This window comes from Sneathiella sp. (genome assembly GCF_036960985.1).
Classification (GTDB): domain Bacteria; phylum Pseudomonadota; class Alphaproteobacteria; order Sneathiellales; family Sneathiellaceae; genus Sneathiella.
On sequence record NZ_JBALWD010000031.1, the window covers coordinates 26271 to 52025 of the forward strand.

Consider the following 25755-nt stretch of genomic DNA (forward strand, 5'->3'; position numbering starts at 1 on the left):
TGTCTTTATTCAAATTCGAGAATGATGTCATCCACGGCAAGTGTATCACCGGCGCCGGCATTTACTTTTGACACCACACCATCATTTTCAGCCTTGAGGATATTTTCCATTTTCATGGCCTCCACAACGGCCAGTGTCTGGCCTGCTTTGATTTCCTCGCCCTCTTCCACCTGCACGGAAACGATCATGCCCGGCATCGGACACAGCAGATATTTGGACATATCCGGAGCGACTTTAATCGGCATCAGTTTCGCCAGCTCCGCAACGGCCGGCCTCTGGACAGCAAATTTAAGAATGGCGCCAGCATGCGTTAGCTGCACGATCCCACGGAACAGTTCCAGCTGGGCAATCATCTTGCGCCCATTAATTTCGGCTTTGACAAAACGCTTACCCGGCTTCCATTTACTGCGCACAGCAATAATGGCGCCATTAATTTCGGCATCTATACCGCCTTTGATATCTTCTACATGAACTGCCAGCGATTTTTCTTTGCCCTCACTGACGATCCAGCTGTCTCCGATACGCTCGGCTACCTTCTTTTTTGATCTGGCGCTATGGCGCAGCTGCACCAGGACAGCCAGCGCGGCCAGTTTCTCATATATGTCCGACTCCAGCTCGACACCCGTAAATCCATCAGGATATTCTTCGGCAATGAACCCGGTGGTCAAATTACCTGATTTAAACCGTGGATGGTTGCAGACAGCATTCAAGAAATTGACGTTATGGGCGATCCCTTTTACTTCATAAGCATCCAGCGCCCGCCCCATCTCTTCGATGGCGTCTTCGCGGGTGTCGCCATATGTCACCAATTTGGCAATCATCGGATCATAGAACATGGTGATTTCTGAGCCTTCTGTCACGCCTGTATCAACCCGGACATTTTCTCCCTTAGGTATGGTATACCGACGCAGGCGGCCGATTGACGGCAGGAAGCCCCGATAAGGATCCTCTGCATAGAGGCGGCTTTCCACGGCCCATCCGGTTAAGGTAACATCCGCCTGTTGGAGTTCCAGCTTTTCGCCATAGGCAATGCGGATCATTTGTTCCACCAGATCAACACCGGTGATCAGTTCTGTTACCGGATGCTCAACTTGCAGCCGCGTATTCATTTCCAGAAAATAGAAACTCCGATCGGCGCCAACAATAAACTCAACCGTTCCCGCCGAATGGTAGTCCACTTCCCGTGCCAGCGCGACGGCTTGCTCTCCCATGGCTTTACGAAGCTCTTCATCCAGAAAAGGGCTCGGAGCCTCTTCAATGACTTTTTGATGGCGACGCTGGATCGAACATTCTCGCTCTCCCAGATAAATGCAATTGCCATGTTTATCCGCAAGAACCTGAATTTCGATATGTCGCGGATCGACGACAAATTTTTCAATGAAGATCCGATCGTCGCCGAAGCTGCTGATAGCTTCATTTTTCGCCGACTGAAAACCTTCGCGGGCTTCGTCATCATCGTTGGCAACGCGCATGCCCTTACCACCGCCTCCAGCGGACGCCTTGATCATCACCGGATAGCCGATTTCACCTGAAATCTTGACCGCATGTTCTGCATCTTCAATCAGATCCAGATTGCCCGGAACCGTGCTTACGCCAGCTCCCAACGCTAACTTCTTAGAGGCAATCTTGTCGCCCATAGAGGCAATGGCTTTCTGACCCGGTCCGATAAAAGCAATTCCAGCTTCATCCAACGCGTCCGCAAAAGCTTGATTCTCAGACAGAAACCCGTAGCCCGGATGCACAGCTTCTGCCCCGGTTTGCTTACAAGCATCTATAATCTTGTCGATGATCAGATAGCTTTCCGCGGCCGCCGCTGGCCCGATATGTACGGCTTCATCGGCCATGCGCATATGAACCGCACCATCATCCGCCTCAGAGTAGACGGCAACGGTTTTGATACCCATTTCTTGCGCTGAGCGAATGACCCGGCAGGCTATTTCACCGCGATTGGCGATAAGGATTTTTTTGAACATTTGTTTTCCCTTTTCCCTACAGACCTAAAGCGGAATGTTGCCGTGTTTTTTCCACGGGTTTTCTAGTTGCTTGTTTTTCAGCATTCTAAGCGAGGACGCGACACGGTGCCGTGTATTATTGGGCATGATCACATCATCAATAAAGCCCCGGTTCCCCGCGATAAACGGATTGGCGAAACGCTGTTGGTACTCATCAGTTCGTTTCTGGATTTTTTCGTCATCGCCGATCTCTGCGCGGAAAATAATCTCCACCGCACCTTTCGATCCCATCACCGCAATTTCAGCTGATGGCCATGCGTAATTGACATCCCCGCGTAAATGCTTCGATGACATCACGTCATAGGCACCGCCATATGCTTTACGTGTAATGACCGTAATTTTGGGCACCGTCGCTTCGGCATAAGCATAAAGAAGCTTGGCGCCATGTTTGATGATCCCGCCATATTCCTGTGACGTTCCGGGAAGAAATCCGGGCACATCAACCAGCGTAACGATGGGAATATTAAAACAATCACAGAAGCGGACAAATCGAGCCGCTTTGCGAGAGCTGTCAATATCAAGGCAGCCCGCCAGTACCATAGGCTGATTGGCAACAATACCAACAGTTTGTCCTTCCATCCGACCAAAGCCGGTAAGGATGTTCTTGGCAAAATCAGGTTGGATTTGAAAGAAATCACCCTCATCCACCAGCTTCTCCACCAATTCCATCATATCATAGGGTTTATTGGCGTTATTGGGGATCAACGTATCCAAAGATGCTTCCCGCCGGTCCGGATCATCGAAACTTTTGCGAACCGGTGAGGTTTCCAGATTACTGGAGGGGAGGAAATCTACAAGCCGCCGAACTTCATTGAGCACTTCGACATCGTTGTCATAGGCGTTGTCTGCGACCGAGGATTTACTGGTATGAGTTCCCGCCCCGCCTAATTCTTCTGCCGTAACCGTTTCGTTGGTCACCGTTTTTACAACATCCGGCCCGGTCACGAACATGTAGGAACTATCCCGAACCATGAAGATAAAATCGGTCATGGCTGGAGAATATACCGCACCCCCTGCGCAAGGGCCCATAATGACTGAAATTTGCGGGACGACACCAGATGCCATAACGTTGCGCTGAAAAACCTCTGCATAGCCTGCCAGACTGTCGATACCTTCCTGGATCCGAGCCCCTCCGGAATCATTGATCCCGATCACCGGTGCCCCGACTTGAACAGCCTTGTCCATAACTTTGCAAATTTTCTTTGCATGATATTCAGAAAGTGATCCACCAAAAACCGTAAAGTCCTGACTGAAAACGAACACGAGCTTGCCATTGACGGTGCCATGGCCGGTGACGACGCCGTCGCCGATAACCGGCTCATTTTCCATGCCAAATTCGGTACAGCGGTGCTCGACAAACATGTCCCATTCTTCAAAGGAGTCTTCGTCAAGAAGAAGCAAGATACGTTCTCTCGCTGACAACTTGCCTTTGCCATGCTGTGAATCAATTCTACGCTGGCCGCCGCCCAACCGGGCTTTGGCGCGTTTTTCCTCCAGCTGCTGAATAATGTCCTGCATAATCCCTCCTCAGACTAAAATACCGCTTAATTTCAAAAAGCGTGTGCTTGCCATTAGGCTTTCTTTATTATTTTTACGGCGGATTAACGCCTCGTCATCTGCACCCCAGTTTTCGATGGCATGCGTTTCGTCCAATTCGCTTACGTCAAATGCTTCATCTGCGGACAAATGCCCGTCCAATACCGCCAAACCAATAACCAGAGATCCGCAAAGCGCCGTAATATTATAGAGCGGCGCGAGCGTCATGTCTTCCTGTGCGTCGACAATAGCTGCCAGCTTCTCCAACTGCCTTTCATCTTGCGTAATATGCGCAATTGAACTTGTTGTTTTCAGGTGCGCGCCGTGTCGCGATTTTATCCAGTCAATGAGTGGATCCCATGCGTCGGACTGCTTTGAAATCAAGCTTGCAGGATAGGTTGCGCGATAACAAATCAGATCCGTTCCGCCATAAGCGACGATATCGTCGATGACTTTTTGTCGTTGTGTCATCACGCGGTCAATCGCCGTCGCCGCGGCCTGCATTAACGGCATGGCGGCGGGCTCAACTTTGTCTTTTTGGGAGCGCCATTCATCGGCAATTGCTTCTGCCAACGCCTCGGTCGGTAGAAACACTGGGGCCTTTGCCGGTGTTTTTATGGGCCGTTTGTCAAGGCGGATCGCGTATCCTGCCTCCGCTTTGTCTACGGTCACATTTTCATAAAAACGTTTCATATACTCGCCTGCACTCATCTCTAACCTAACAGTCGTTAGGTTTTATAACGGCTATGTCGGAAAATGCAAGAAAACACTGCGTTTTACTGCGGCAAAACAATGTTTATTAATTCTTCAAAGTCATCGATCAAATAGTCCGCGCCACTTTCCTGAAGTTCCCGGTCGTCGTGATATCCCCAGGAAACACCAACCGCGGTGCAACCAGCGTTTCGCGCCAGCATCATATCGTAGCTGGTGTCGCCGACCATAAAGGTACGCGCCGGATCTGCACCGGCGTCTAGCATAGCTTTTTCAAGCATCTGGGGATGTGGCTTACCAGGATTATGATCTGGTGTCTGCAATGAGATAAAAAATCCCTCAAGTCCATGATGATCGATAACTGCATTCAGACCGCGCATTGATTTTCCTGTGGCTACTGCCATTTTTACACCGCGCCGATGCAATATTCTGATTGTCTCTAAAGTACCCCGGTATAGGGGCTCATCGTGATCTGGAAGTTGTCGGCGCCTAAAATATGCGGCCTTATAGGCATCGACCAGCGCATGAAGGAGCTTGGTATCCGCCGGATCTGGTAAATACTGCAGAATGGCTTCATCGATGTTCAACCCGATACAGTTACGAATAGAATGCTCATCCGGCGCGGGCATTCCCTGCGCCTCAAACGCATCATTCATGCTTGCAACAACGTTGTGCTGACTATCGACCAGCGTACCGTCACAATCGAAGACGACTAGGGTCACGGTAGGTTTATCCGTCATCAGACAATTCCAAAAAGAAAAACGGCCGGCGAAACAAGTTCGCCGACCAAAGTTTTAGTTTGCTGCGCGATTAACCGCACTGGTGATCGCCTTGAGAGAAGCGGTTACAATATTGGCGTGACGTCCAACGCCGAAAATCGGCTCATCAGTACTGCCCCGCATTTCCACGTAGGCAACGGCCACGGCATCAGCGCCAAATCCTGTGGTGTGTTCGCGATAATCATTAACTTTGAGATCAAGATTATACTTTTCTGTCAAAGCTGACATATAGGCATCGATGGGACCTGTCCCCACTCCTTCAACGACTGTTTCAGTGCCCGCATGCTTTATCGTTGCCGACAATTTGCGCCGTTCCGGTGTTTTTGGATCGACGGTCGTCTGATGATCAATGAATTCAATATCACCTGCCGCTTTGAGATACTCATTTTCAAAAACTTCGAAAATTGACGCCGAGGAAAGCTCTTTCCCAGTCGCATCGGCAATCCCTTGAACAACCTTGCTCATTTCCACCTGCAAAAGCTTCGGCAATTCGATGCCGTAATCTTCTTCTAGAAGATAAGCAATACCACCCTTGCCTGACTGGCTATTCACCCGGATGACCGCATCATAGTTACGCCCCAAATCTGCGGGATCAATTGGCAAATATGGAATTTCCCATAGTTCGCTATTGGATTTCTTAAGCGCCGAAAACCCTTTTTTAATGGCATCCTGATGGGATCCAGAAAAAGCAGTAAATACCAGATCACCACCATAAGGATGACGAGGATGAACCGGAAGCTGATTGCAATATTCAACGGTCCGGACGACTTCATTGATGTTGCTGAAATCAAGTTCCGGATCAACGCCTTGAGTATACATATTCATGGCAATATTAACCACATCCACATTGCCGGTTCGCTCACCGTTACCGAACAAGGTACCTTCGACACGATCGGCACCTGCCATGATACCAAATTCCGCTGCGGCAACACCGGTCCCTCTGTCATTATGAGGGTGCAGACTCAACAAAATCAAATGCCTGTCTGGCAGATTGCGATGCATCCATTCAATCTGGTCGGCGTAAATATTTGCACTGGCCACTTCGACTGTCGCCGGGAGGTTGAAGATAATTTTATTATCATCTGTCGGCTTCCAGATATTCATCACCGCCGTACAAACTTCACAGGCATAATCCATTTCTGTCTGGGTGAAACTTTCCGGAGAATACTCCATCTGCACATAAGTTTCCGGCATTTCGTCCGCCAACTGGCGTACCAATTTCGTGCCTTCTATAGCGATTTGCTTGATACCGACTTTATCGAGATCGAACACCACCCGGCGCTGCAAGGTAGATGTCGAATTATACAGATGAACAATCGCCTGTTTAGAGCCACGAATACTATCGAAGGTACGGCGAATTAATTCTTCGCGGGCTTGGGTCAAAACCTGAATTTTAACGTCATCAGGGATTTCCCCCTCGTCAATTAGGAACCGCACAAAATCAAAATCAGTTTGCGACGCAGAAGGAAACCCTACCTCGATTTCTTTGAAGCCTAGCTCTACCAAATGGCGGAACATTCGGAGTTTTCTTTCATGACCCATGGGTTCAATCAGCGCTTGGTTGCCGTCGCGCAAATCTACGCTGCACCAAATGGGAGCCTTGTCGATGACCACAGACGGCCATTGTCGGTTTGGTAAGTCGATGGGGGCGAACGATTTATATTTATCGCCAGGTAAAAACGTCATTTCAATTTCCTCTTGTCTCTTGCTCGCGCTGTAAGCGCGGAATTCATCACTCATTGTTAATGCAGCTCAATTACGGTCGCAGGAGGCCACTCAAATTCTGCGACCGCTTGGAAGTCGAGAGAGCCTCCCGGAAGTAAGGCATAAATCTTCCTGCGTACCGCTGTTCTGATTTCTTGAAATGATCGACCCATAGGTCTTGTTTAAATACATTAGACTACCTGACAAATTAGGGAATAGGACTTCGTTCGCCCCGGCACCATTTTCAGAGTGCCGGGCCAATAAGTCGCTGGCCAATAAGTCGTCTTGTATTTGTCATGAATGAAAATTTATCCATTACGCTCTATTAGTCAAGCTTAAAGCATCTTTCCGGTTTGTTTTATGCCTTATAAACCATGCGCCACAAAAGGATCTTCATAGTCGTTTTCATGAAAATCAAGCAGCTTCCAAGTTTCCGCCATATGCTGACTAAGGGGTGCCGTAATACTCAACTCACCGCCACTTGGATGGCTAATAGTAATTTCGCGGGCATGAAGATGCATTTTCTTACTTACTGCTCCGTCCAGAAATGCCTCTGGCCCGCCATACTTGCCGTCACCGACAATTGGGGTCTCGATAGCCACGCAATGCACCCGCAGCTGATGGGTACGGCCAGTGACCGGTTTTAGCGCTAACCAGGAGGTTGTCTGTCCCGCCACAGCAATAACGGAATAGTCTGTAACAGCTTTTTGACCCTCACGATCGACAACGACTTTTTCGCCATTCGCCGTCACAATCTTACGCAGGCTATAGGATATTGTCGCCTCATGCGGCCTCGGTACACCTGCAACCAATGCCCAATATATTTTTCGTGTCGAACGGTTTCTGAAAGCTTCCGTTAAAAACTTCGCGGCTAATCGCGTACGACCAATAACCAAAACACCAGAGGTATCCTTATCCAATCGATGGACAAGCCGTGGTTTCTCTTCATAATCATATTGTAATCCAGTGAGCAGTCCATCGATGTGGCGGCTTTGCCCGCTGCCTCCCTGCACGGGGAGACCCGCTGGCTTATTGAGGACAATGACACTGTCATCCATATGGAGAACCATCTTACGTATTTCAGCGATATCCCGGTCCGAAGGCCCGGTATCACGGGCCTTCGCCGCGAAATTCGCGGCCATTGGCTTGTAAATACTATCATCCAACGGTGGAATGCGAACTGTTTGCCCTTCTTCAAGCCGCTGATTTGCCTTGGCCCGTTTTTTATCAATGCGGATATCCCCTTTGCGCAAATGCTTTTCAAGCTGCGCATGGGTCATGCCGGGAAAATGAGCTTTAAACCAGCGATCAATCCGCAAGTCGGCTTCACCTTGTGATACGACTAAATGCTGTACGCGACTCATGTAACAACCAACCTAACTAAATGGAGGCCGGCAAATAGTCCGGCAACAGATAAAATGACGGAAAGCAATATATATCCGACGGCGGACAAAGTTGCTCCTTTTTCTATAAGGAGCGCGACGTCCAATGAAAATGCGGAAAAAGTTGTAAAGGCTCCCAATAGGCCTGTGACCAAGAAAACTCGAAGTTCCGGCGAAGGCGACCAGCGAAGAACCATCAGCTCAATCAAGACGCCCATGAGCAAGGAGCCGAATACGTTGACGAACACTGTACCATAGGGGTAGCCCGGGCCCATATAACGCAGCATAATCTGCGCGACGCCGTAGCGGGCGCATGCTCCGATTGCCCCACCAAGGGCGACTGATAAAAACATATTCATACTATTGTCTACTTCGCCTGTTTTCTAGCTCGAAGACGCGACCAATATTCCAGGCGCTTTTGAATTTCCCGTTCGAACCCTCGTTCAACCGGTACGTAATAATTCTCCCGCGGCATTTCCTCAGGAAAATAGTTCTGGCCCGAGAACCCCTCCTCGGAATTATGATCATAGGCGTAATCTGCCCCGTAGCCCAGATCCTTCATCATGCCCGTAGGCGCATTTAATATATGTTTTGGCGGCATATAGGAGCCGTATTTGCGCGCGGCAGTCCGTGACAATTTGTAAGCGGCATAACCCGCATTGGATTTCGGTGCCGTAGCCAGATAGATGACAGACTGCGCAATGGCCAACTCGCCTTCCGGAGATCCTAGAAACTGGAACGCGTCTTTCGCGGCATTTGCCTGCACTAAAGCATTAGGATCGGCCATACCGATATCTTCAACGGCAAACCGGACTAGACGGCGGGCCAGATACATGGGGTCTTCTCCACCGTCTAACATACGGGAGAACCAATACAGAGCGGCGTCAACATCGGAGCCACGCAGCGATTTATGCAAGGCGCTGATCAGATTATAATGCCCGTCCCGGTCTTTGTCATATGCTGGGGCCCGTTTTGAGATAACTTTTGATAAGCCCTCAACATCCAGTTCCGTATCTCCTGAACGAAAGACAGCCTCAACCATGTTCAAAAAGAACCGCCCATCCCCATCAGCAAGATGAACAAGAGCTTCTTTCGCCTCTTTGGTTAGGGGTACTGGTTTTTCCTCCAACCCCTCGGCGCGCACCAACAACGCTGCCAGCGAGTCTGAATTATGTCGCTCCAGCACTAACACCTGGCACCGCGATAAAAGAGCGCCATTCAGTTCAAACGAGGGGTTTTCGGTCGTTGCCCCTACCAAAGTGATCGTGCCGTCTTCAACATAGGGGAGAAACCCGTCTTGCTGGGCCCGATTAAATCGGTGTATCTCATCAACAAACAATAACGTCCGCTTGCCATTATGGCGCCGAATTTTCGCAGCTTCAAAAGCTTTACGAAGATCCGCTACGCCAGAAAAAACCGCTGAAATCTGTTCGAAATGTAAATCCACTTCCTGGGCGAGTAGTCGAGCGATGGTGGTTTTTCCACACCCCGGCGGTCCCCAGAATATTATTGAAGCCAGCCAATCAGCCTCCAGCATCCGGCGAAGCGGAGCATCCCCTTTAAGCAGATGATCCTGACCAACCACTTCATTAAGGTTTGCAGGTCGTAATCGATCGGCTAGCGGGCGGCCAACATCCTTGTTGTCGCCAGCCTGTTCGAACAGTGAGCTCACGAACTTACCCGAAATGATAAAGTACGGCCCTTACGACGGATCTGTATTTCCCAGGTGTCTTTCTCTGATAAAAGGACAGATTGAGCTTGCTTTACCCCTGTAATCTTCTGGCCATTCACTGCGAGGAGAATATCTCGCGGTTTCAGCCCATAGCGTTCAGCAATACTCCCCCGGTTAACGGATGTCACCACCACACCGTCCGCAAAAGCTGGCATTCCCAGCTCGATTGCATAGGCCGGCGAAAGATTACCGACGACAGCGCCTGCGAGGGGTTGGGGCCCACTTAACGTAATAATATTCTTCGACGGCTGTTCTGGTGCCGGCTGCAAAAGCATGGTGACATCCGTAAGCTTGCCACTTCGGTAAATATCCAAAACCGTCGGCTTGCCAAGCTCGCTCGAAGATATCCTGAAGATAAGAGCATCGAGATTATAAACCGGTTTTGAATCGATGGCGATTATGACGTCCCCTACTCTTAAACCAGCGGCGTGAGCTGCGCTAAGCGGATGGACACGATTTACGAGGACACCGCCCGGCTTCTCAAGCCCCAAACCATCAGCGACGTCACTGGTAACCGCCTGCCCCATTGCCCCGAGCCATGGCCGAGTGACTTTGCCTGTTGCTAAACCGTTTTTCAGTACTGCCCTGACCAAATTGGACGGAATAGCGAAGCCAATTCCTAAAGATCCACCGCTTTTACTAAATATAGCGGAATTTATGCCTGCCAGCTTACCGTCCATCGTCAACAGTGCCCCGCCCGAGTTCCCCGGGTTAATGGCCGCATCAGTCTGGATGAAGGATTGAATATCATTGCTGACACCGGCACTTCGATCGAGGGCGGAAACAATGCCGCTGGTCACCGTTTGTCCGACGCCAAAAGGATTACCGATCGCAATAACAAGGTCACCAACTTCTAGTGTGTCAGAATCTGTAAATTCCAAATAGGGAAAAGGAGTTTCTTCCGGCTCAATCTTCAAAATCGCAAGATCGGTTCGCTCGTCTTTGACAACAAGTCTTGCATCAAATTCCCGGCGATCCTGTAGGGCCACAGTAATTTCGTCGGCGCCCGCGACCACATGGTAGTTTGTAACAATAATACCGGCAGCATCAACTATAACGCCAGAGCCTAAAGCGTTCTGTACCTGTTCCCGGTTTTTTTGTGGGCCAAAGTTTTTCCCAAAAAACCGTTTAAAGAATGGATCATCAAATAGTGTCGGGCGGGATTGCGTAACACGTTTCTTAGTAAAAATATTGACCACGGCAGGCGACGCCTTTTTAACCAGAGGCGCAAAGGACAGCATAACCTCGGTTTGACTTGTCGGCACCACATCTTCGGCAAAACCGAGAACAGGTCCAAAGCTCATCAATGATATAGCTAGGCATAATCCCGTGGCATTAATCGTGATCTTTTTCATGTTATCCGACTTATTCTGGCAAAATGTTTATATGCCTATCTCCATTAAGGTGAATATTTTAACGCAGTTTTCAAGTTCCCGCCAATTCATTGCATCTCTTCACCAAAAATTGCGAAAAAAAAGGCAGCCAGAAGGCTGCCTTTTCCTATTCATTTAGGGAAAGCCTACGCGACGGCTTCAGCTTCCAAAACTTCTTCTTCATCCGCATTTTGGTCAGGTCCTGAATCCAGGCCTTTCGCTTCCAAATCGCGGTCCATAAGTTCAATCACGCCCATTGGCGCCGCATCACCTGTTCTAAAACCCGCTTTCAAGACCCGAGTATAACCACCGTCCCGATCAGCATACCGCTCACTGAGTGTCGTAAACAGTTTATCAACAGCTGACTTTTCGTTCAGTTCCGCCAAAGCTTGCCGACGTGCATGCAACCCACCGCGTTTACCCAAGGTAATCAGTTTTTCGACAATTGGGCGTAGATCTTTTGCTTTTGGCAAAGTTGTCTGGATTTGCTCATGTTTGATCAGAGACGCTGCCATGTTGGCAAACATCGCTTTACGATGAGAGGATGTCCGGCCGAGCTTCCGCCCAGATTTACGATGACGCATTTTTCTTACTCCACAGCAAAGGGTGCTGTTCTAAAAAGGTTCTTCCAGGCGTTTAGCCATGTCTTCAATGTTCTCAGGCGGCCAATTCGGCACATCCATTCCAAGGTGCAGACCCATCTGGGCCAGTACTTCCTTAATTTCGTTCAAGCTTTTACGGCCAAAATTCGGTGTCCGCAGCATTTCAGCTTCCGTCTTCTGAATGAGATCGCCAATATAAACAATATTGTCGTTTTTCAAGCAGTTTGCAGACCGAACAGAAAGCTCGAGCTCGTCCACTTTACGAAGCAGGTTCCGATTAAACTCTGGCTCTTCGCGCTCTTCCTTGACCACGATCTCTTCTGGCTCATCAAAGTTGACGAACAATTGGAATTGTTCCTGTAAAATACGCGCAGCAAATGCGACGGAATCTTCCGGAGTCACAGTACCGTTTGTTTCAACTTTCAAAGTCAACTTGTCATAGTCAAGAACCTGGCCTTCGCGGGCTGCTTCAACTTTGTAGGAAACTTTTCGAACCGGGCTGTACAAGCTATCCATTGGAATAAGACCAATGGGAGCATCTTCAGGACGGTTTGTTGCACCAGCAACATATCCCTTACCCGTTTCTACATTCATTTCCATAGAAATCGTTGCACCATCGTCCAGAGTCATAAGAATCTGATCCGGGTCCATAATTTCGATATCTGCACCTGTATCAATCATACCGGCAGTTACTTCACATGGGCCTGATGCTTTAAGAACCATTCGCTGTGGTCCTTCGGCATGGCTTCGGATAGCAAGTGTTTTCAAATTCAAAACAATGTCCGTCACGTCTTCACGAACACCGGCAATAGATGAAAACTCGTGCAATACATTATCGATCTGTATTGAAGTAATCGCAGCGCCCTGCAAACTTGATAATAATACGCGGCGCAGTGCGTTACCCAATGTCAAACCGAATCCTCTTTCCAAAGGTTCGGCGATAATTGTAGCTTCCCGATCGCTCTGCTCTCCTTGCTCGACGGAGAGATTAGCCTGGATTAGGTCTTTCCAGTTTTGCTGAATCACGGCATTGACCTCATAGCTTTGCAGGCCCACCATGGACATGCGACTTCTTCATTTCAACGTAACGGACTTAACGGTCCGTTTTCACAAGGAAACAGCACTCAAACGCGACGGCGTTTTGGAGGGCGACAACCATTGTGAGGAATTGGCGATACATCCCGAATGGATGTAATATTGAATCCAACAGCCTGGAGTGCCCGCAACGCTGATTCGCGTCCGGAGCCAGGGCCCTTGACTTCGACTTCAAGTGTTTTCATCCCGTGATCCATGGCTTTTTTGCCGGCATCCTCTGCAGCAATCTGTGCCGCAAAAGGTGTGGATTTACGAGAACCTTTGAACCCTTGTGATCCGGCAGATGACCAAGCAATTGCATTGCCCTGCGCATCCGTGATCATGATCTTGGTATTATTAAAGGTCGCACTAACATGAGCGACACCAGAAATAATATTTTTACGTTCGCGGCGTTTAACGCGTATTTTTTCCCGAGCCATATTACTTCTTCTTCCCAGCAATTGCTTTCGCCGGACCCTTACGGGTACGGGCATTTGTATGCGTGCGCTGTCCGCGAACGGGCAGACCGCGACGATGACGCAATCCACGGTAACAACCGAGATCCATCAAACGCTTTATATTCATCGAAGTCTGACGACGCAGATCACCTTCGACAAGATGTTCGCTATCGATAGTTTCGCGAATTTTTACCACTTCAGCATCGCTAAGTGCGTTCACACGCAATTCAGACGCCAATCCAACTGTATCACAGATTTCTTTGGCCTTTGCAGGTCCAATTCCATGAATATAAGTTAGTGCAATCACAACCCGCTTATTCGTCGGGATATTTACACCAGCAATACGAGCCACGCTTGTCTCTCCTCATCACCTAATTCGGGTCGTCCTGACCCGTCGTCTCCGGCGCTTGCGGGAAGCGCGCGATTATATAATTTTGTATTACCTAGTCAACACTTTAGATTGCTTGTAACGCAGCTTCCATTTGCTGTGTCACTTCGTCAATTCCTGCCATGCCATCGACTTGTTTCAAAATACCTTTTTCCCGATAATAAGGAAGTAAGGGTGCCGTCTGATTGTGGTAGGCTTCAAGCCTTGAAGTAACTGTCTCTGCGTTATCATCGTTGCGGCGCGTAAACTCATTGCCACCACATTTATCGCAAACACCTTCTTTTGCCGGTTTCAAGAAACTATCGTGATATCCGGCACCACATTTCGCACATGTATAGCGACCCGTAATGCGCTCTACAAGTATATTGTCGTCTGTTTTCATTTCAATTACGGCATTTAGCTCAAGACCCTTGGATTTCAGCATCTTATCCAAGGCAACGGCTTGCGCTTCAGTCCGCGGAAAGCCGTCGAGAATTACACCGTTTTTACAATCTGGCTGGTCGAGCCGATCTGAAATGATACCGGTCATAATATCGTCAGATACCAGCTTACCGCTTTCCATAACTGATTTAGCTTTCAAGCCAACTTCAGATCCAGCGGCCACAGCGGCACGTAACATGTCACCAGTCGATAACTGTACAAGACCATGCTTGTCATGAAGACGTTGCGCTTGTGTTCCCTTACCCGCTCCTGGAGGACCCAAAAGAATGAGAATCATTTCCGTCGACCCCCAAGTTTGGATTTCTTCACCAAGCCTTCATATTGATGGGCAACCAGATGGCTTTGGATCTGCGCAACCGTATCCATAGTCACGGAAACGACAATCAACAAAGACGTACCACCGAAGTAAAAAGGAACGGACCACTGGGCAACAAGAATTTCCGGTAAGATACAAACCAGAGACAAATAGGCTGCACCAACAACAGTCAATCTGGTCAAGACGTAATCAAGATATTCAGACGTCCGTTTACCTGGCCGAATGCCGGGCACAAAGCCACCATGTTTTTTCAGATTGTCAGCAGTGTCATCTGGATTAAAGACAACGGCCGTGTAGAAAAAACAGAAAAAGACGATACCGGCAATGTACAGCATCATATATAGCGGCTGCCCATGACCAACCATAGCCGTGAGGGTGTTCAGCCATTCCGGGCCGGAGCCTGCACTAAAGCTCGCCACCGTGGTTGGCATCAACAAAAGTGACGATGCGAAAATCGGCGGAATAACACCTGCGGTATTCAGCTTCAAGGGCAGATGTGAATTCTGACCACCATACGTCTTGTTGCCCCGTTGCCGTTTCGGATACTGAATAAGAACCCGTCGCTGCGCCCGCTCCATAAATACGATAAAGGCAATCACGGCGACTGACATAATCAGCAAAACCAAGATAACTATGGAAGACAACGCGCCAGTCCGGCCCAACTCCAGAGTTCCAACTAAGGCACTCGGCAGTTCCGCGACAATACCAGCAAAGATAATTAACGAAATTCCGTTACCAACACCGCGTGCTGTAATCTGCTCACCGAGCCACATCAAGAATACTGTGCCACTCACCAGGGTGATAACCGTAATAATCCGGAAATCCATACCTGGATCAATCACTGCTGATTGACCGGTGGACAAAGACATTCCTTCTAGTCCGGCGGCAATACCGTAGCCTTGCAACGTCGCCAACAATACCGTTCCATAACGGGTGTATTGATTTATTTTCTTGCGCCCCTGCTCGCCTTCTTTCTTCAACTGTGCCATTTGCGGCGATATTGAAGTCATCAATTGCATGATGATAGAAGCCGAGATGTACGGCATAATGTTAAGGGCAAAAATTGTCATCCGCCCGAGGGCGCCACCAGCAAACACGTCGAACATTCCCAGAATACCGCCGGAATTCTGAGAAAAGACGTCCGCGAGAATGGTCGGATCGACACCTGGAATAGGGATATATGTCCCGACCCGGTACACAACCAGAGCAAAGAGCGTGAACCATAACCGCTTCTTAAGTTCCGTCGCCTTCGAAAAGGCACCGAAACTCATGGTAGAAGCCATTTGTTCTGCTGCAGACGCCATTTAGAGATACTCCAGATTAAGCAAAATACGCTTTGCTATCCTGTTTGTGTTTGTTATTCGCTTTTCGCGGTTTCGGTAGCTGTTAAAGTAACCGTTCCGCCAGCTTTTTCAACTGCTTCGATTGCTGACTTAGACGCACCTGATACTTCAAAAGAGACTTTCGAAGTAAGCTCGCCTTTGGCCAATAACCGAACGCCATCAACAACTTTACCAACAACGCCCGCTTCTTGAAGCATCGCAATTGTGATGGTTTCTTTCGCGTTCAATTTTTTGGCATCAATGGCTTGTTGCACTCTACCAAGGTTGGCAACAGCAAATTCCTTGCGGAAAATATTGTTGAAACCACGCTTCGGCAAACGGCGATGAATAGGCATCTGCCCGCCTTCAAAACCTTTAATGGCAACACCTGAACGAGATTTTTGACCTTTTTGACCGGCGCCAGAAGTTTTACCTTTTCCGGAACCGATACCCCGACCAACCCGCATCCGATTTTTCGTCGAGCCTTGATTGTCGGCAATTTGATTTAAACGCATGTTCAATATTCCTTAAACGAAACAAGAAGAGGCAGCTTTACGCTTCCTCAACTTGTACCAGATGACTGACTTTGCGGACCATGCCACGAATTGACGGAGTGTCCTCAAGTTCGACGGTGCGATGCATCTTGTTCAGACCCATGCCAACCAATGTTGCCCTTTGTGACTTGTGCCGTCCGATTGGGCTTCCGATTTGAGTAACCTTGATTGTTGCCTTAGCCATCAACCTTTTCCTTTCCAGCGTCTGCACCGGCGTCAGAAGCACGGCGGCCTACAACGTCAGAGACTTTTTTGCCGCGCTTTGCAGCGACCATCCGCGGAGAGTTCATTTCTTTTAAGGCTTCAAAAGTAGCCTTGACCATGTTGTATGGATTGGACGTTCCAATGGATTTCGTCACAACATCCTGTACACCAAGAGTTTCGAAAACCGCACGCATTGGGCCACCTGCGATAATGCCGGTACCTGCAGGCGCCGACCGCAGAACAACACGTCCTGCACCAAAACGTCCCTTAACGTCATGATGAAGTGTCCGGCCTTCCCGAAGAGGAACGCGGATCATGTTGCGCTTAGCAGCTTCCGTTGCTTTACGGATGGCTTCAGGCACTTCTCGTGCTTTACCATGGCCGTAGCCAACACGGCCTTTTTGATCTCCAGCAACCACCAGGGCTGCAAAGCCAAAGCGACGGCCACCTTTAACAACTTTAGCCACACGGTTAATGTGAACCAGTTTGTCGACGAATTCTGAATCGCCTTTATCATTTTGGTCAGGTCTCAACATTGTCAATTCCCCTAGAAGGACAGCCCGCCCTCGCGGGCGGCTTCGGCAAGGGCTTTGACCCGGCCATGAAATTTATACCCGCCGCGATCAAACGCGACTTCTTTTACACCGGCTTTAAGTGCCCGCTCAGCAATCAGTTTCCCAACTGCAGCAGCAGCGTCTTTATTGCCGCCGCTTTTCAGCGAACTGCGAACATCTTTTTCCAAACTGGAGGCCGACGCGAGCGTTGTACCCGCCGCATCATCGATAACCTGTACATAAATCTGCTGCAACGTGCGATGAACAGACAAACGAAGATTGCCAGAAGATACTTTGCGAAGTCGGGTCCGGTTTCTCTGCCGACGGCGTTCGAACAATTGTTTTGTGCTTGACATGATCCGTTCCTACTTCTTCTTGCCTTCTTTGCGGAAGATAAACTCGTCCGCATATTTGATACCTTTGCCCTTGTACGGCTCTGGTTTCCGGTAAGACCGGATAACAGCAGCTACTTGGCCAACCTTTTGCTTATCTGCACCTGAAACTTCAATGCTAGTTTGCGTCGGGCATTTAATTTCAATACCGTCTGGAATAGCAAAATCAACATCATGGCTATACCCAAGGTTTAGCTTGAGGTTTTTGCCCTGAACGGCCGCACGATAACCAACGCCGACAATTTCAAGTTTCTTTGTGAAACCTTCTGAAACGCCTTCAACCAAGTTATTCAGCAACGTCCGTTGCATTCCCCACATTTGACGGCTTCGAGTGCCTTCATTACGCGGTTTTACCCAGATTTTATCGTCTTCACGTGAGACCACGACGTCATCAACAAACGTCATCGACAAGACGCCTTTGCTGCCTTTAACAGTGATATCCCGTTCTGCGAGTTGTACATCAACACCAGAAGGGATCGTCACGGGATGTTTACCAATACGAGACATAATTCCTCCTAGTACAACTGACAGAGAATTTCGCCGCCAACATTGGCATCGCGAGCTTCGTTGTCAGAAAGAACACCATTAGGTGTGGACAAAATCGCGACACCAAGACCATTCCGAATTGTCGGAAGATCTTTAACGCCTGAATAAACACGGCGGCCTGGTTTTGACACCCGGCTGACATATTCGATAACGCCTTTACCTTGGTAGTATTTCAATTCGATTGAAAGTTCAGGCTTTCCTTTTTCAGGTTCTGAAACTTCGTAACCACGAATGTAACCTTCACGCTTAAGCGCTTCCAAAACGTTCACACGTAATTTAGAAGATGGGCTCTTAACGGAAGATTTCTGGGCTTGCTGACCGTTACGAATACGGGTCAGCATATCGCCGATAGGATCACTCATTGACATATCTGTATCTCCCTACCAGCTCGACTTAACCATGCCCGGTATCTGGCCATTAGATGCCATGTCACGAAGACCGATACGGGATAGTTTCAATTTACGATAAACACCACGAGGGCGACCAGTGAGTTCGCAACGATTGCGAGCACGGGTTGCCGAAGAATTACGTGGTAGGGCGGCCAGCTTCAGACGCGCTGCAAAGCGCTCTTCCCCTGGTAGATTTTCGTCTTTGCTGATGGCCTTAAGCTCTGCCCGTTTAGCGGCAAATTTGTCGATCAAACGACGACGCTTAAGATCTCTCTCAACAGCACTTTTCTTAGCCATTTCAATTAACTCCTAGGATCAATTAATCTTGAACGGCACGCTGAAACCAGACAGAAGCTCACGAGCCTCTTCGTCTGTTTTCGCAGTGGTACAGATCACGATATCCATTCCCCGTACATCCGTGACATCGTCATAGTGGATTTCCGGAAACACAATTTGCTCTTTCAGACCCATGGCATAATTGCCACGACCATCAAAGCTCTTAGGTGAAACACCGCGGAAATCCCGAACCCGGGGCAATGCAATGTTCACAAGCCGATCAAGAAATTCATACATTTGATTCTTGCGCAGCGTAACCTTCGCGCCGATAGGCATACCTTCACGAAGTTTAAAAGTCGCGATAGATTTCTTGGCGACCGTAACAACGGGTTTCTGGCCAGAAATCTTTGAAAGCTCAGATTCTACAGATTTGATCTTCTTAGAATCAGCCACCGCTTCACCACAGCCAATATTGATGACGATTTTTTCCAATTTTGGAATTTCCATCAGATTGGCGTAGCTGAATTTTTCCTGAAGCTTCGTACGAAGCTCCTCGTTATATAGTGTTTTAAGTCTTGGCGCTGTCATCGACTTTTCCTTTAACTATCAATAACTTCGCCGGAGCGCTTAGCAAAGCGAACCTTCCGACCGTCATCTAGTTGCTTATAGCCAACACGAGTTGCCTTGCCATCTTTTGGGTCAAGCAAAGCAATATTTGATAGATGAATTGAGGCTTCTTTTTCCAAAATTCCACCTGTTTCAGTCTGGCTCTGTTTCGTATGACGTTTAACCATATTCACACCAGAAACAAAAGCACGACGATCTTCGCGTACAATACGAACGATTTCGCCTGACTTGCCTTTATCTTTACCGGCAAGAACGATTACTTTGTCACCCTTTTTCACAGCAAATTTTTCAGCCATTAGAGGACCTCCGGCGCAAGAGAAATGATTTTCATATAATTTTTGCCCCGAAGTTCACGTGTAACCGGGCCAAAAATACGAGTTCCGACGGGCTCGCCCTGCTTGTTCACAAGAACAGCTGCATTGCTATCGAAACGGATCGCTGTGCCGTCTGCACGGCGGATTTCTTTCTTAGTGCGCACGATGACAGCCCGTTGGACATCACCTTTTTTGACGCGGCCACGCGGAATAGCTTCCTTGACGGAAACGACGATAACGTCTCCTACAGAAGCGGTCCTACGTTTGGAGCCACCCAAAACTTTAATGCACTGCACCCGTCTCGCACCGGAATTATCGGCAACATCCAGGTTGGTTTGCATTTGAATCATAGTCGTTTACCTTTGTTTGGTACAAACTCGCATTATTAGGCGACCTCGTATAAGACTTCCCATCGTTTTAGCTTCGAATATGGTCTGCATTCTTGAATACGGACAACATCCCCTTGCTTAAACTGATCTTTCTCATCATGGGCATGGTACTTTTTAGACTGGCCTATGTATTTTTTGTAAAGCCGATGCATCACTTGACGATCAACTTTAACAACAACAGTTTGACTGTTCTTGTCGCTTACAACTGTCCCTTGCAGGATACGCTTTGGCATCGCTATCTTCTCCTATGTCGCCGCGTTCGCGGACATAACCGTTTTAATACGGGCTATGTCGCGACGGACCTGGCGTTGACGCGTCGTATTTTCCAATTGCCCGCTGGCTGCTTGGAACCGCAAATTGAACTGTTCTTTCTTGAGCTGTAACAACTCGTCTTTCAGTTCATCGGCACTCTTGCCGAGTAATTCCTGTGCTTTCACCACTAATCCCCTTCACCGAGACGGGTAATAAATTTAGTTTTGATCGGCAATTTCGCCGCACCTCTTTCGAAGGCCTCTTTGGCAAGCTCTAACGGCACACCATCGAGTTCAAACATTACTTTTCCGGGCTGAATACGGACCATCCAGTATTCTGGAGACCCCTTACCTTTACCCATCCGAACTTCTGTCGGTTTCTTCGACACTGGGATATCCGGAAACACCCGAATCCAGACACGACCAGCCCGTTTAATATGACGTGTAATTGCCCGACGAGTCGCTTCAATCTGTCGTGCAGTAAGACGTCCGGGCTCAATAGCTTTCAGACCAAACGCTCCGAAGTTCAGCGTTGTACCTGAAGTTGCTACTCCCTTCAAGCGTCCTTTGAACGCTTTACGAAATTTTGTGCGCTTCGGTTGAAGCATGAGATCACCCCTTTACCTTAATTCCGACGACCACCGGGACGTCCGGCGGGACGATTACCCGCTGGGCGGCCACCGGCCTGTTGTTTTTCTTGCAGCTTGTCTTGGGCCATTGGATCATGTTCCATGATTTCGCCTTTGTAGATCCACACTTTGATCCCGATGATCCCGTATGTTGTCAACGCACGCGCTGTTCCATAATCAATGTTCGCACGCAATGTATGCAATGGCACGCGACCTTCACGATACCATTCCGTCCGGGCAATTTCTGCGCCGCCCAAACGACCTGCACAATTGATACGGATACCTTCCGCACCAAGCCGCAAAGCTGATTGAACAGCCCGCTTCATTGCCCGCCGATAAGAAACGCGGCGTGTCAGCTGCTGACTGATATTTTCAGCAACCAATTTCGCGTCAATTTCAGGCTTGCGAATCTCAACAATATTCAAATGAACATCAGAAGCGGTAATTTTGGCAATGGCTGACCGAAGTTTTTCAATATCAGCGCCTTTTTTGCCAATGATAACACCAGGACGAGCCGAATGAATTGTTACGCGTGCTTTTTTAGCCGGACGCTCAATAATGATTTTACTGACGCCCGCCTGCTCCAGCTGTTTTTCGAGAAATGCGCGGATACGAACATCTTCGTGCAACAACTGTGCATAATCTTTATTTGCATACCAACGGGAATCCCAAGTACGGTTGATCCCGACCCGTAGGCCAATTGGATTTACTTTTTGACCCATTATTCTTGCTCCTCGCGTTCACGCACAATAATCGTGATATTGCTGAAGGGTTTCAGGATTGGGCTTGAACGTCCCCGACCCCGTGGTCTCATCCGCTTCATAACTAATGATTTACCGACATGTGCTTCAGCAACAAACAATTGATCAACATCTAGCTGATGGTTGTTTTCTGCATTGGCAATCGCAGACTGCAAAATTTTCTTCACGTCACGTGCAATTGCACGTTTCGAGAAAGTAAGTTCAGAAAGCGCAGCTTCCGCAGATTTGCCACGAATAAGTCCGGCGACCAAATTAAGTTTCTGCGGGCTAACCCGAATACGATTGCCAATAGCAAGCGCTTCCGTGTCTTTCAGTTGCCGTTGAATAGACTGTTTACCCATGATTAACTTCTCCGAGCCTTTTTATCGGCCGTATGACCGTAATATGTCCGCGTGGGAGAAAATTCCCCAAACTTGTGCCCTACCATATCTTCGTCCACAAGAACTGGAATGAATTTATGGCCGTTATAAACACCAAAAGTCAGACCCACAAATTGTGGAAGGACTGTAGACCGGCGTGACCAAGTCTTGATTATCTGTTTTCTGCCACTGTCGCGTGCGGTCTCTGCTTTCTTGAGCAGATATCCATCGACGAAGGGACCTTTCCATACTGAACGTGCCATTAGGCGCTCCTACTTCTTCCGCTTTTGCGGACGTCGCCGCGTGATCATTTTATCCGTAGACTTGTTCGAACGTGTCCGTTTGCCCTTCGTTGGTACACCCCAAGGTGTAACAGGATGGCGACCACCAGAAGTTCGGCCTTCACCACCACCATGTGGATGATCAACCGGGTTCATAGCAACACCACGAACAGACGGACGTCTTCCGAGCCAACGGCTCCGGCCCGCTTTCGCAAGCTTTATGTTTTTCTGATCCGGGTTCGATACCGCACCAACAGTTGCCATGCACTCCGCGGGAACAATCCGTTGCTCACCGGAGGCCAAACGCAGCTGCGCGTAACCGGCATCTTTACCAATCAACTGAACATACGTTCCAGCTGACCGAGCTAGCTGTCCGCCTTTGCCTGGCTTCATTTCCACGTTATGGATAATCGTACCAACCGGCATATTTTTCATCGGCATTGCATTGCCTGGCTTGATATCGGCGCTTTCGCCCGAGATCACTTTATCGCCAGCAGAAACACGTTGCGGAGCCAAAATATAGGACTGCTCGCCATCTTCGTAACGGATTAGGGCGATAAAGGCTGTCCGGTTTGGATCATATTCCAACCGTTCAACAGTCGCCGACACGCCATATTTCCGACGCTTGAAATCCACGAGACGGTAAGACCGTTTATGCCCACCACCGCGCCGACGCGCTGTAATACGACCATAGTTATTCCGACCACCGGAGCTCGAAAGTCCTTCTGTAAGGGCTTTGACCGGTTTTCCCTTATGCAGGTCTGAACGATCAACAAGGATCAATCCACGCTGCGAGGGAGTCGTCGGTTTGTAATTCTTCAACGCCATTGTTTATATCCCCGTCGTCACATCGATGGCCTGGCCCTCAGCGAGAGTGACCACTGCCTTCTTGTAATCAGACCGCTTACCAAGGCGACCCCGAAAACGCTTAACCTTACCTTTAGTCCGGTTGGTATTAACGTTCATAACCTTGACATCAAACAGCTTTTCAACAGCTTGTTTGATCTGAGGTTTAGTCGCATCGAGAGCAACTCGAAACGTGACCTGATTAAATTCTGAACCCATTGTGGACTTTTCAGTAACCACAGGAGCAAGCAGGACATCATATAAGTTTTCCTGGTTCATTTCAGTCGTGCCTCCAGGGTTTCAACTGCACTTTTCGTTAGTACAAGAACATCACGGCGCAGGATGTCATAAACATTTGCCCCATTTGACGTCAGCAAATCTATCCGAGGAAGATTGCGAGCTGACAATGCGAAATTCTTATCCATTTCCAGGCCATCAACAATCAACGTTGAATCCCAACCCAGTGTTTTGAATTTTCCGGCCATGACCTTCGTCTTTACGTCTTTAGCTTTCAGCTCATCAATGATAACCAATTTGCCTTCAGCTTGTTTCGCAGACAACGCCGTTTTCAATGCAAGCTTCCGCACTTTTTTCGGCAAGTCAATTGCGTGGCTACGCAACACTGGACCATGAGCAACACCACCACCACGTTGATGCGGCGCCCGCTTTTGGCCCTGACGTGCTCGGCCAGTACCTTTTTGAGCAAATGGCTTTGCACCTGTACCGGAAACTTCGGCGACACCCTTGATCTTATGGGTGCCCGACCGGCGTCCAGCCAATTGGTACTTTACCATTCTTTGGAGTAGATCCGCACGCGGAGCTAGACCAAAAACCTCGTCAGCCAGTTCAATATCACCGGCCTTCTTGTTGTCGAGGTTAATTACATTCACCTTCATTCCAACGTTCCCTATTCTTCAGCCGTTGTATCGGTTGCTGGTGTTTCTTCAACCGGCGTATCCGCAGGCGCTACATCTTCCGCAGGAGCTGCTTCGGAGGTAGATGTCGCGACAGCGGCCGGAAACGGCGCATTGTCAGGACGGGCTTTCTTAATTGCATCAGCGATAAAGACCCAAGAGCCTTTTGAACCGGGTACAGCGCCTCGAACCAGCACAACACCGCGCTCAACATCCGTTTGCACGATCCGCAGGTTCTGGGTTGTTACCCGAACTGCACCCATATGACCGGCCATCTTCTTACCTTTGAAGACTTTACCCGGGTCTTGACATTGTCCAGTAGATCCAAGGGCTCGATGAGAAACAGACACACCATGTGTTGCCCGCATTCCACCAAAATTATGCCGCTTCATGGCACCGGCAAAACCTTTACCGATACTTGTACCGACGACATCAACAAACTGGTCAGCAACAAAATGTTCTGCTGTTAGCTCGGATCCAACGTCGACGAAGGCGTCATCCTGAATACGAAATTCAGCCAGTTTCATTTTTGGTTCGACTTCAGCTTTCGCATAATGTCCACGCATTGCTTTGTTGACATTTTTTACTTTGGCTTTGCCGACACCAAGCTGCATGGCGTTATAACCATGAGTTTCTATCTTACGATGAGCAACGACCTGACAATTTTCAACTTCAAGAACAGTGCATGGTACATGCATGCCATCTTCTGAAAAGACACGGGTCATTCCCAATTTTTTTGCGATCAATCCACTACGCATCTGACTTACCCCAACAACTTAATGGATACGTCGACACCGGCGGCGAGATCCAATTTCATGAGTGCGTCCACCGTCTGCGGAGTCGGCTCGACGATATCCAGAAGACGTTTATGTGTCCGTATTTCGAACTGCTCACGTGATTTCTTGTCAATATGCGGACCACGAAGGACCGTATACTTATCAATATGCGTTGGCAGCGGAATTGGACCACGAACCTGGGCGCCAGTGCGCTTGGCCGTATTAACAATTTCACCTGTCGATGCATCAAGAACACGATGATCATACGCTTTTAGGCGGATGCGGATATTTTGGTTTTCCATTACTCTGGTCACTCCAGAAGAGAAACAAAGCAGCCCCGAAGGGCTGCAAAAATAGTCTTATTTAGAAACGCTGGCTACGACACCGGCACCGACGGTCCGGCCACCTTCGCGAATAGCGAAACGCAAGCCTTCATCCATGGCAATCGGAGCAATCAACTCAACGTCCATTGTTACGTTATCGCCAGGCATTACCATTTCCGTACCAGATGGCAGGGAAACAACACCGGTAACATCTGTCGTCCGGAAATAAAACTGTGGACGATAGTTTGTAAAGAACGGCGTATGACGTCCGCCTTCATCCTTCGTCAGGATGTAAGCTTCTGCCTTGAAGTTCGTATGCGGTGTGATCGATCCCGGCTTCGCCAAAACCTGGCCACGCTCAACATCTTCACGCTTCGTACCCCGAAGAAGAACACCAACGTTATCGCCAGCCTCGCCGCGGTCCAGAAGTTTGCGGAACATTTCAACACCTGTACATGTGGTCTTCGTTGTATCCCGGATACCGATGATCTCAACTTCTTCACCAACATTCACAATGCCGCTTTCAATACGACCGGTGAC

At 48.9% G+C, this 25755-nt stretch carries 37 protein-coding genes; all 37 read right to left on the minus strand.

Annotated features, from left to right (window positions below; all coding sequences use genetic code 11):
* Nucleotides 1-5 precede the first annotated feature (5 nt).
* A complete protein-coding gene (locus V7723_RS15620) occupies nucleotides 6-1973 on the minus strand; it encodes an acetyl/propionyl/methylcrotonyl-CoA carboxylase subunit alpha (RefSeq protein WP_335685420.1) in 1968 nt (655 codons plus the stop codon).
* A 24-nt stretch (nucleotides 1974-1997) separates the two neighbouring features.
* Nucleotides 1998-3530, minus strand: a complete 1533-nt coding sequence (locus tag V7723_RS15625) for an acyl-CoA carboxylase subunit beta (protein ID WP_335685421.1) — start codon at nucleotides 3528-3530, stop codon at nucleotides 1998-2000.
* Between the two features lie 9 nt (nucleotides 3531-3539).
* On the minus strand, nucleotides 3540-4241 hold the full coding sequence (locus V7723_RS15630) for an ATP12 family chaperone protein (RefSeq protein ID WP_335685422.1): 702 nt from the start codon (nucleotides 4239-4241) through the stop codon (nucleotides 3540-3542).
* Between the two features lie 83 nt (nucleotides 4242-4324).
* A complete protein-coding gene (locus V7723_RS15635; protein ID WP_335685423.1) occupies nucleotides 4325-4999 on the minus strand; it encodes an HAD-IA family hydrolase in 675 nt (224 codons plus the stop codon).
* 54 nt (nucleotides 5000-5053) lie between these two features.
* Complete coding sequence (leuA, locus tag V7723_RS15640; protein ID WP_335685424.1) at nucleotides 5054-6724, minus strand: 2-isopropylmalate synthase; 1671 nt, start codon at nucleotides 6722-6724, stop codon at nucleotides 5054-5056.
* Between the two features lie 383 nt (nucleotides 6725-7107).
* On the minus strand, nucleotides 7108-8106 hold the full coding sequence (locus tag V7723_RS15645; RefSeq protein ID WP_335685425.1) for an RluA family pseudouridine synthase: 999 nt from the start codon (nucleotides 8104-8106) through the stop codon (nucleotides 7108-7110).
* Nucleotides 8103-8483, minus strand: coding sequence for a fluoride efflux transporter CrcB (crcB, locus tag V7723_RS15650; protein WP_335685426.1), 381 nt, complete (start codon nucleotides 8481-8483; stop codon nucleotides 8103-8105). Before crcB ends, V7723_RS15645 begins: the two co-directional genes overlap by 4 nt.
* A gap of 8 nt (nucleotides 8484-8491) precedes the next feature.
* Nucleotides 8492-9796, minus strand: coding sequence for a replication-associated recombination protein A (locus tag V7723_RS15655; RefSeq protein WP_335685427.1), 1305 nt, complete (start codon nucleotides 9794-9796; stop codon nucleotides 8492-8494).
* Nucleotides 9793-11211, minus strand: a complete 1419-nt coding sequence (locus V7723_RS15660; RefSeq protein ID WP_335685428.1) for a DegQ family serine endoprotease — start codon at nucleotides 11209-11211, stop codon at nucleotides 9793-9795. Before V7723_RS15660 ends, V7723_RS15655 begins: the two co-directional genes overlap by 4 nt.
* A 164-nt stretch (nucleotides 11212-11375) precedes the next feature.
* Nucleotides 11376-11813: a 50S ribosomal protein L17 gene (gene rplQ / locus V7723_RS15665; RefSeq protein WP_335685429.1), complete on the minus strand. Its 438-nt coding sequence runs from the start codon at nucleotides 11811-11813 to the stop codon at nucleotides 11376-11378.
* Nucleotides 11814-11843: 30 nt separating this feature from the next.
* A complete protein-coding gene (locus V7723_RS15670; RefSeq protein ID WP_443024241.1) occupies nucleotides 11844-12890 on the minus strand; it encodes a DNA-directed RNA polymerase subunit alpha in 1047 nt (348 codons plus the stop codon).
* A gap of 65 nt (nucleotides 12891-12955) precedes the next feature.
* Nucleotides 12956-13345: a 30S ribosomal protein S11 gene (gene rpsK / locus V7723_RS15675; RefSeq protein ID WP_335685431.1), complete on the minus strand. Its 390-nt coding sequence runs from the start codon at nucleotides 13343-13345 to the stop codon at nucleotides 12956-12958.
* A gap of 1 nt (nucleotide 13346) precedes the next feature.
* Complete coding sequence (gene rpsM, locus V7723_RS15680) at nucleotides 13347-13715, minus strand: 30S ribosomal protein S13 (RefSeq protein ID WP_335685432.1); 369 nt, start codon at nucleotides 13713-13715, stop codon at nucleotides 13347-13349.
* A gap of 103 nt (nucleotides 13716-13818) precedes the next feature.
* Nucleotides 13819-14469 carry an adenylate kinase gene (locus V7723_RS15685; protein ID WP_335685433.1) on the minus strand — a complete coding sequence of 217 codons (651 nt, stop codon included), beginning with the start codon at nucleotides 14467-14469 and terminating at the stop codon, nucleotides 13819-13821.
* Complete coding sequence (gene secY / locus V7723_RS15690; protein ID WP_443024239.1) at nucleotides 14466-15812, minus strand: preprotein translocase subunit SecY; 1347 nt, start codon at nucleotides 15810-15812, stop codon at nucleotides 14466-14468. The genes V7723_RS15685 and secY overlap by 4 nt, the downstream gene beginning before the upstream one ends.
* A gap of 53 nt (nucleotides 15813-15865) precedes the next feature.
* Nucleotides 15866-16345: a 50S ribosomal protein L15 gene (rplO, locus tag V7723_RS15695; protein WP_335685434.1), complete on the minus strand. Its 480-nt coding sequence runs from the start codon at nucleotides 16343-16345 to the stop codon at nucleotides 15866-15868.
* Between the two features lie 37 nt (nucleotides 16346-16382).
* The gene (gene rpmD, locus V7723_RS15700) at nucleotides 16383-16568 is read right to left on the minus strand and encodes a 50S ribosomal protein L30 (protein ID WP_335685435.1); all 186 of its coding nucleotides are present in this window, start codon (nucleotides 16566-16568) and stop codon (nucleotides 16383-16385) included.
* Complete coding sequence (gene rpsE, locus V7723_RS15705; protein WP_251933068.1) at nucleotides 16561-17124, minus strand: 30S ribosomal protein S5; 564 nt, start codon at nucleotides 17122-17124, stop codon at nucleotides 16561-16563. Before rpsE ends, rpmD begins: the two co-directional genes overlap by 8 nt.
* A gap of 11 nt (nucleotides 17125-17135) precedes the next feature.
* Entirely contained in the window at nucleotides 17136-17498 is a 363-nt protein-coding gene (rplR, locus tag V7723_RS15710) for a 50S ribosomal protein L18 (protein ID WP_335685436.1), read from the minus strand.
* Between the two features lie 9 nt (nucleotides 17499-17507).
* Entirely contained in the window at nucleotides 17508-18041 is a 534-nt protein-coding gene (rplF, locus tag V7723_RS15715; protein WP_335685437.1) for a 50S ribosomal protein L6, read from the minus strand.
* 8 nt (nucleotides 18042-18049) lie between these two features.
* Nucleotides 18050-18448 carry a 30S ribosomal protein S8 gene (gene rpsH / locus V7723_RS15720; protein WP_335685438.1) on the minus strand — a complete coding sequence of 133 codons (399 nt, stop codon included), beginning with the start codon at nucleotides 18446-18448 and terminating at the stop codon, nucleotides 18050-18052.
* A 12-nt stretch (nucleotides 18449-18460) separates the two neighbouring features.
* On the minus strand, nucleotides 18461-18766 hold the full coding sequence (gene rpsN / locus V7723_RS15725; RefSeq protein ID WP_335685439.1) for a 30S ribosomal protein S14: 306 nt from the start codon (nucleotides 18764-18766) through the stop codon (nucleotides 18461-18463).
* Nucleotides 18767-18784: 18 nt separating this feature from the next.
* A complete protein-coding gene (gene rplE, locus V7723_RS15730) occupies nucleotides 18785-19333 on the minus strand; it encodes a 50S ribosomal protein L5 (protein WP_335685440.1) in 549 nt (182 codons plus the stop codon).
* Nucleotides 19334-19344: 11 nt separating this feature from the next.
* Nucleotides 19345-19668, minus strand: a complete 324-nt coding sequence (rplX, locus tag V7723_RS15735) for a 50S ribosomal protein L24 (protein ID WP_335685441.1) — start codon at nucleotides 19666-19668, stop codon at nucleotides 19345-19347.
* The gene (gene rplN / locus V7723_RS15740; RefSeq protein ID WP_335685442.1) at nucleotides 19668-20036 is read right to left on the minus strand and encodes a 50S ribosomal protein L14; all 369 of its coding nucleotides are present in this window, start codon (nucleotides 20034-20036) and stop codon (nucleotides 19668-19670) included. The genes rplX and rplN overlap by 1 nt, the downstream gene beginning before the upstream one ends.
* 35 nt (nucleotides 20037-20071) lie before the next feature.
* Complete coding sequence (rpsQ, locus tag V7723_RS15745) at nucleotides 20072-20308, minus strand: 30S ribosomal protein S17 (protein WP_335685443.1); 237 nt, start codon at nucleotides 20306-20308, stop codon at nucleotides 20072-20074.
* 12 nt (nucleotides 20309-20320) lie between these two features.
* On the minus strand, nucleotides 20321-20512 hold the full coding sequence (gene rpmC, locus V7723_RS15750) for a 50S ribosomal protein L29 (RefSeq protein WP_335685444.1): 192 nt from the start codon (nucleotides 20510-20512) through the stop codon (nucleotides 20321-20323).
* A gap of 2 nt (nucleotides 20513-20514) precedes the next feature.
* Entirely contained in the window at nucleotides 20515-20934 is a 420-nt protein-coding gene (rplP, locus tag V7723_RS15755) for a 50S ribosomal protein L16 (protein ID WP_335685445.1), read from the minus strand.
* Nucleotides 20935-20951: 17 nt separating this feature from the next.
* The gene (gene rpsC, locus V7723_RS15760) at nucleotides 20952-21677 is read right to left on the minus strand and encodes a 30S ribosomal protein S3 (protein ID WP_335685446.1); all 726 of its coding nucleotides are present in this window, start codon (nucleotides 21675-21677) and stop codon (nucleotides 20952-20954) included.
* Nucleotides 21677-22057, minus strand: coding sequence for a 50S ribosomal protein L22 (rplV, locus tag V7723_RS15765; RefSeq protein ID WP_335685447.1), 381 nt, complete (start codon nucleotides 22055-22057; stop codon nucleotides 21677-21679). The genes rpsC and rplV overlap by 1 nt, the downstream gene beginning before the upstream one ends.
* A gap of 2 nt (nucleotides 22058-22059) precedes the next feature.
* Nucleotides 22060-22338: a 30S ribosomal protein S19 gene (gene rpsS, locus V7723_RS15770; RefSeq protein WP_335685448.1), complete on the minus strand. Its 279-nt coding sequence runs from the start codon at nucleotides 22336-22338 to the stop codon at nucleotides 22060-22062.
* Nucleotides 22339-22347: 9 nt separating this feature from the next.
* A complete protein-coding gene (rplB, locus tag V7723_RS15775) occupies nucleotides 22348-23184 on the minus strand; it encodes a 50S ribosomal protein L2 (protein WP_335685449.1) in 837 nt (278 codons plus the stop codon).
* 3 nt (nucleotides 23185-23187) lie between these two features.
* Nucleotides 23188-23481, minus strand: a complete 294-nt coding sequence (locus V7723_RS15780; RefSeq protein ID WP_251933090.1) for a 50S ribosomal protein L23 — start codon at nucleotides 23479-23481, stop codon at nucleotides 23188-23190.
* On the minus strand, nucleotides 23478-24098 hold the full coding sequence (rplD, locus tag V7723_RS15785) for a 50S ribosomal protein L4 (RefSeq protein WP_335685450.1): 621 nt from the start codon (nucleotides 24096-24098) through the stop codon (nucleotides 23478-23480). Before rplD ends, V7723_RS15780 begins: the two co-directional genes overlap by 4 nt.
* Before the next feature lie 11 nt (nucleotides 24099-24109).
* Nucleotides 24110-24874: a 50S ribosomal protein L3 gene (rplC, locus tag V7723_RS15790; protein ID WP_443024240.1), complete on the minus strand. Its 765-nt coding sequence runs from the start codon at nucleotides 24872-24874 to the stop codon at nucleotides 24110-24112.
* 5 nt (nucleotides 24875-24879) lie between these two features.
* The gene (gene rpsJ, locus V7723_RS15795; RefSeq protein ID WP_161315724.1) at nucleotides 24880-25194 is read right to left on the minus strand and encodes a 30S ribosomal protein S10; all 315 of its coding nucleotides are present in this window, start codon (nucleotides 25192-25194) and stop codon (nucleotides 24880-24882) included.
* A gap of 57 nt (nucleotides 25195-25251) precedes the next feature.
* The coding region (locus tag V7723_RS15800; protein WP_335685451.1) for an EF-Tu/IF-2/RF-3 family GTPase at nucleotides 25252-25755 on the minus strand (504 nt) is incomplete at its 5' end.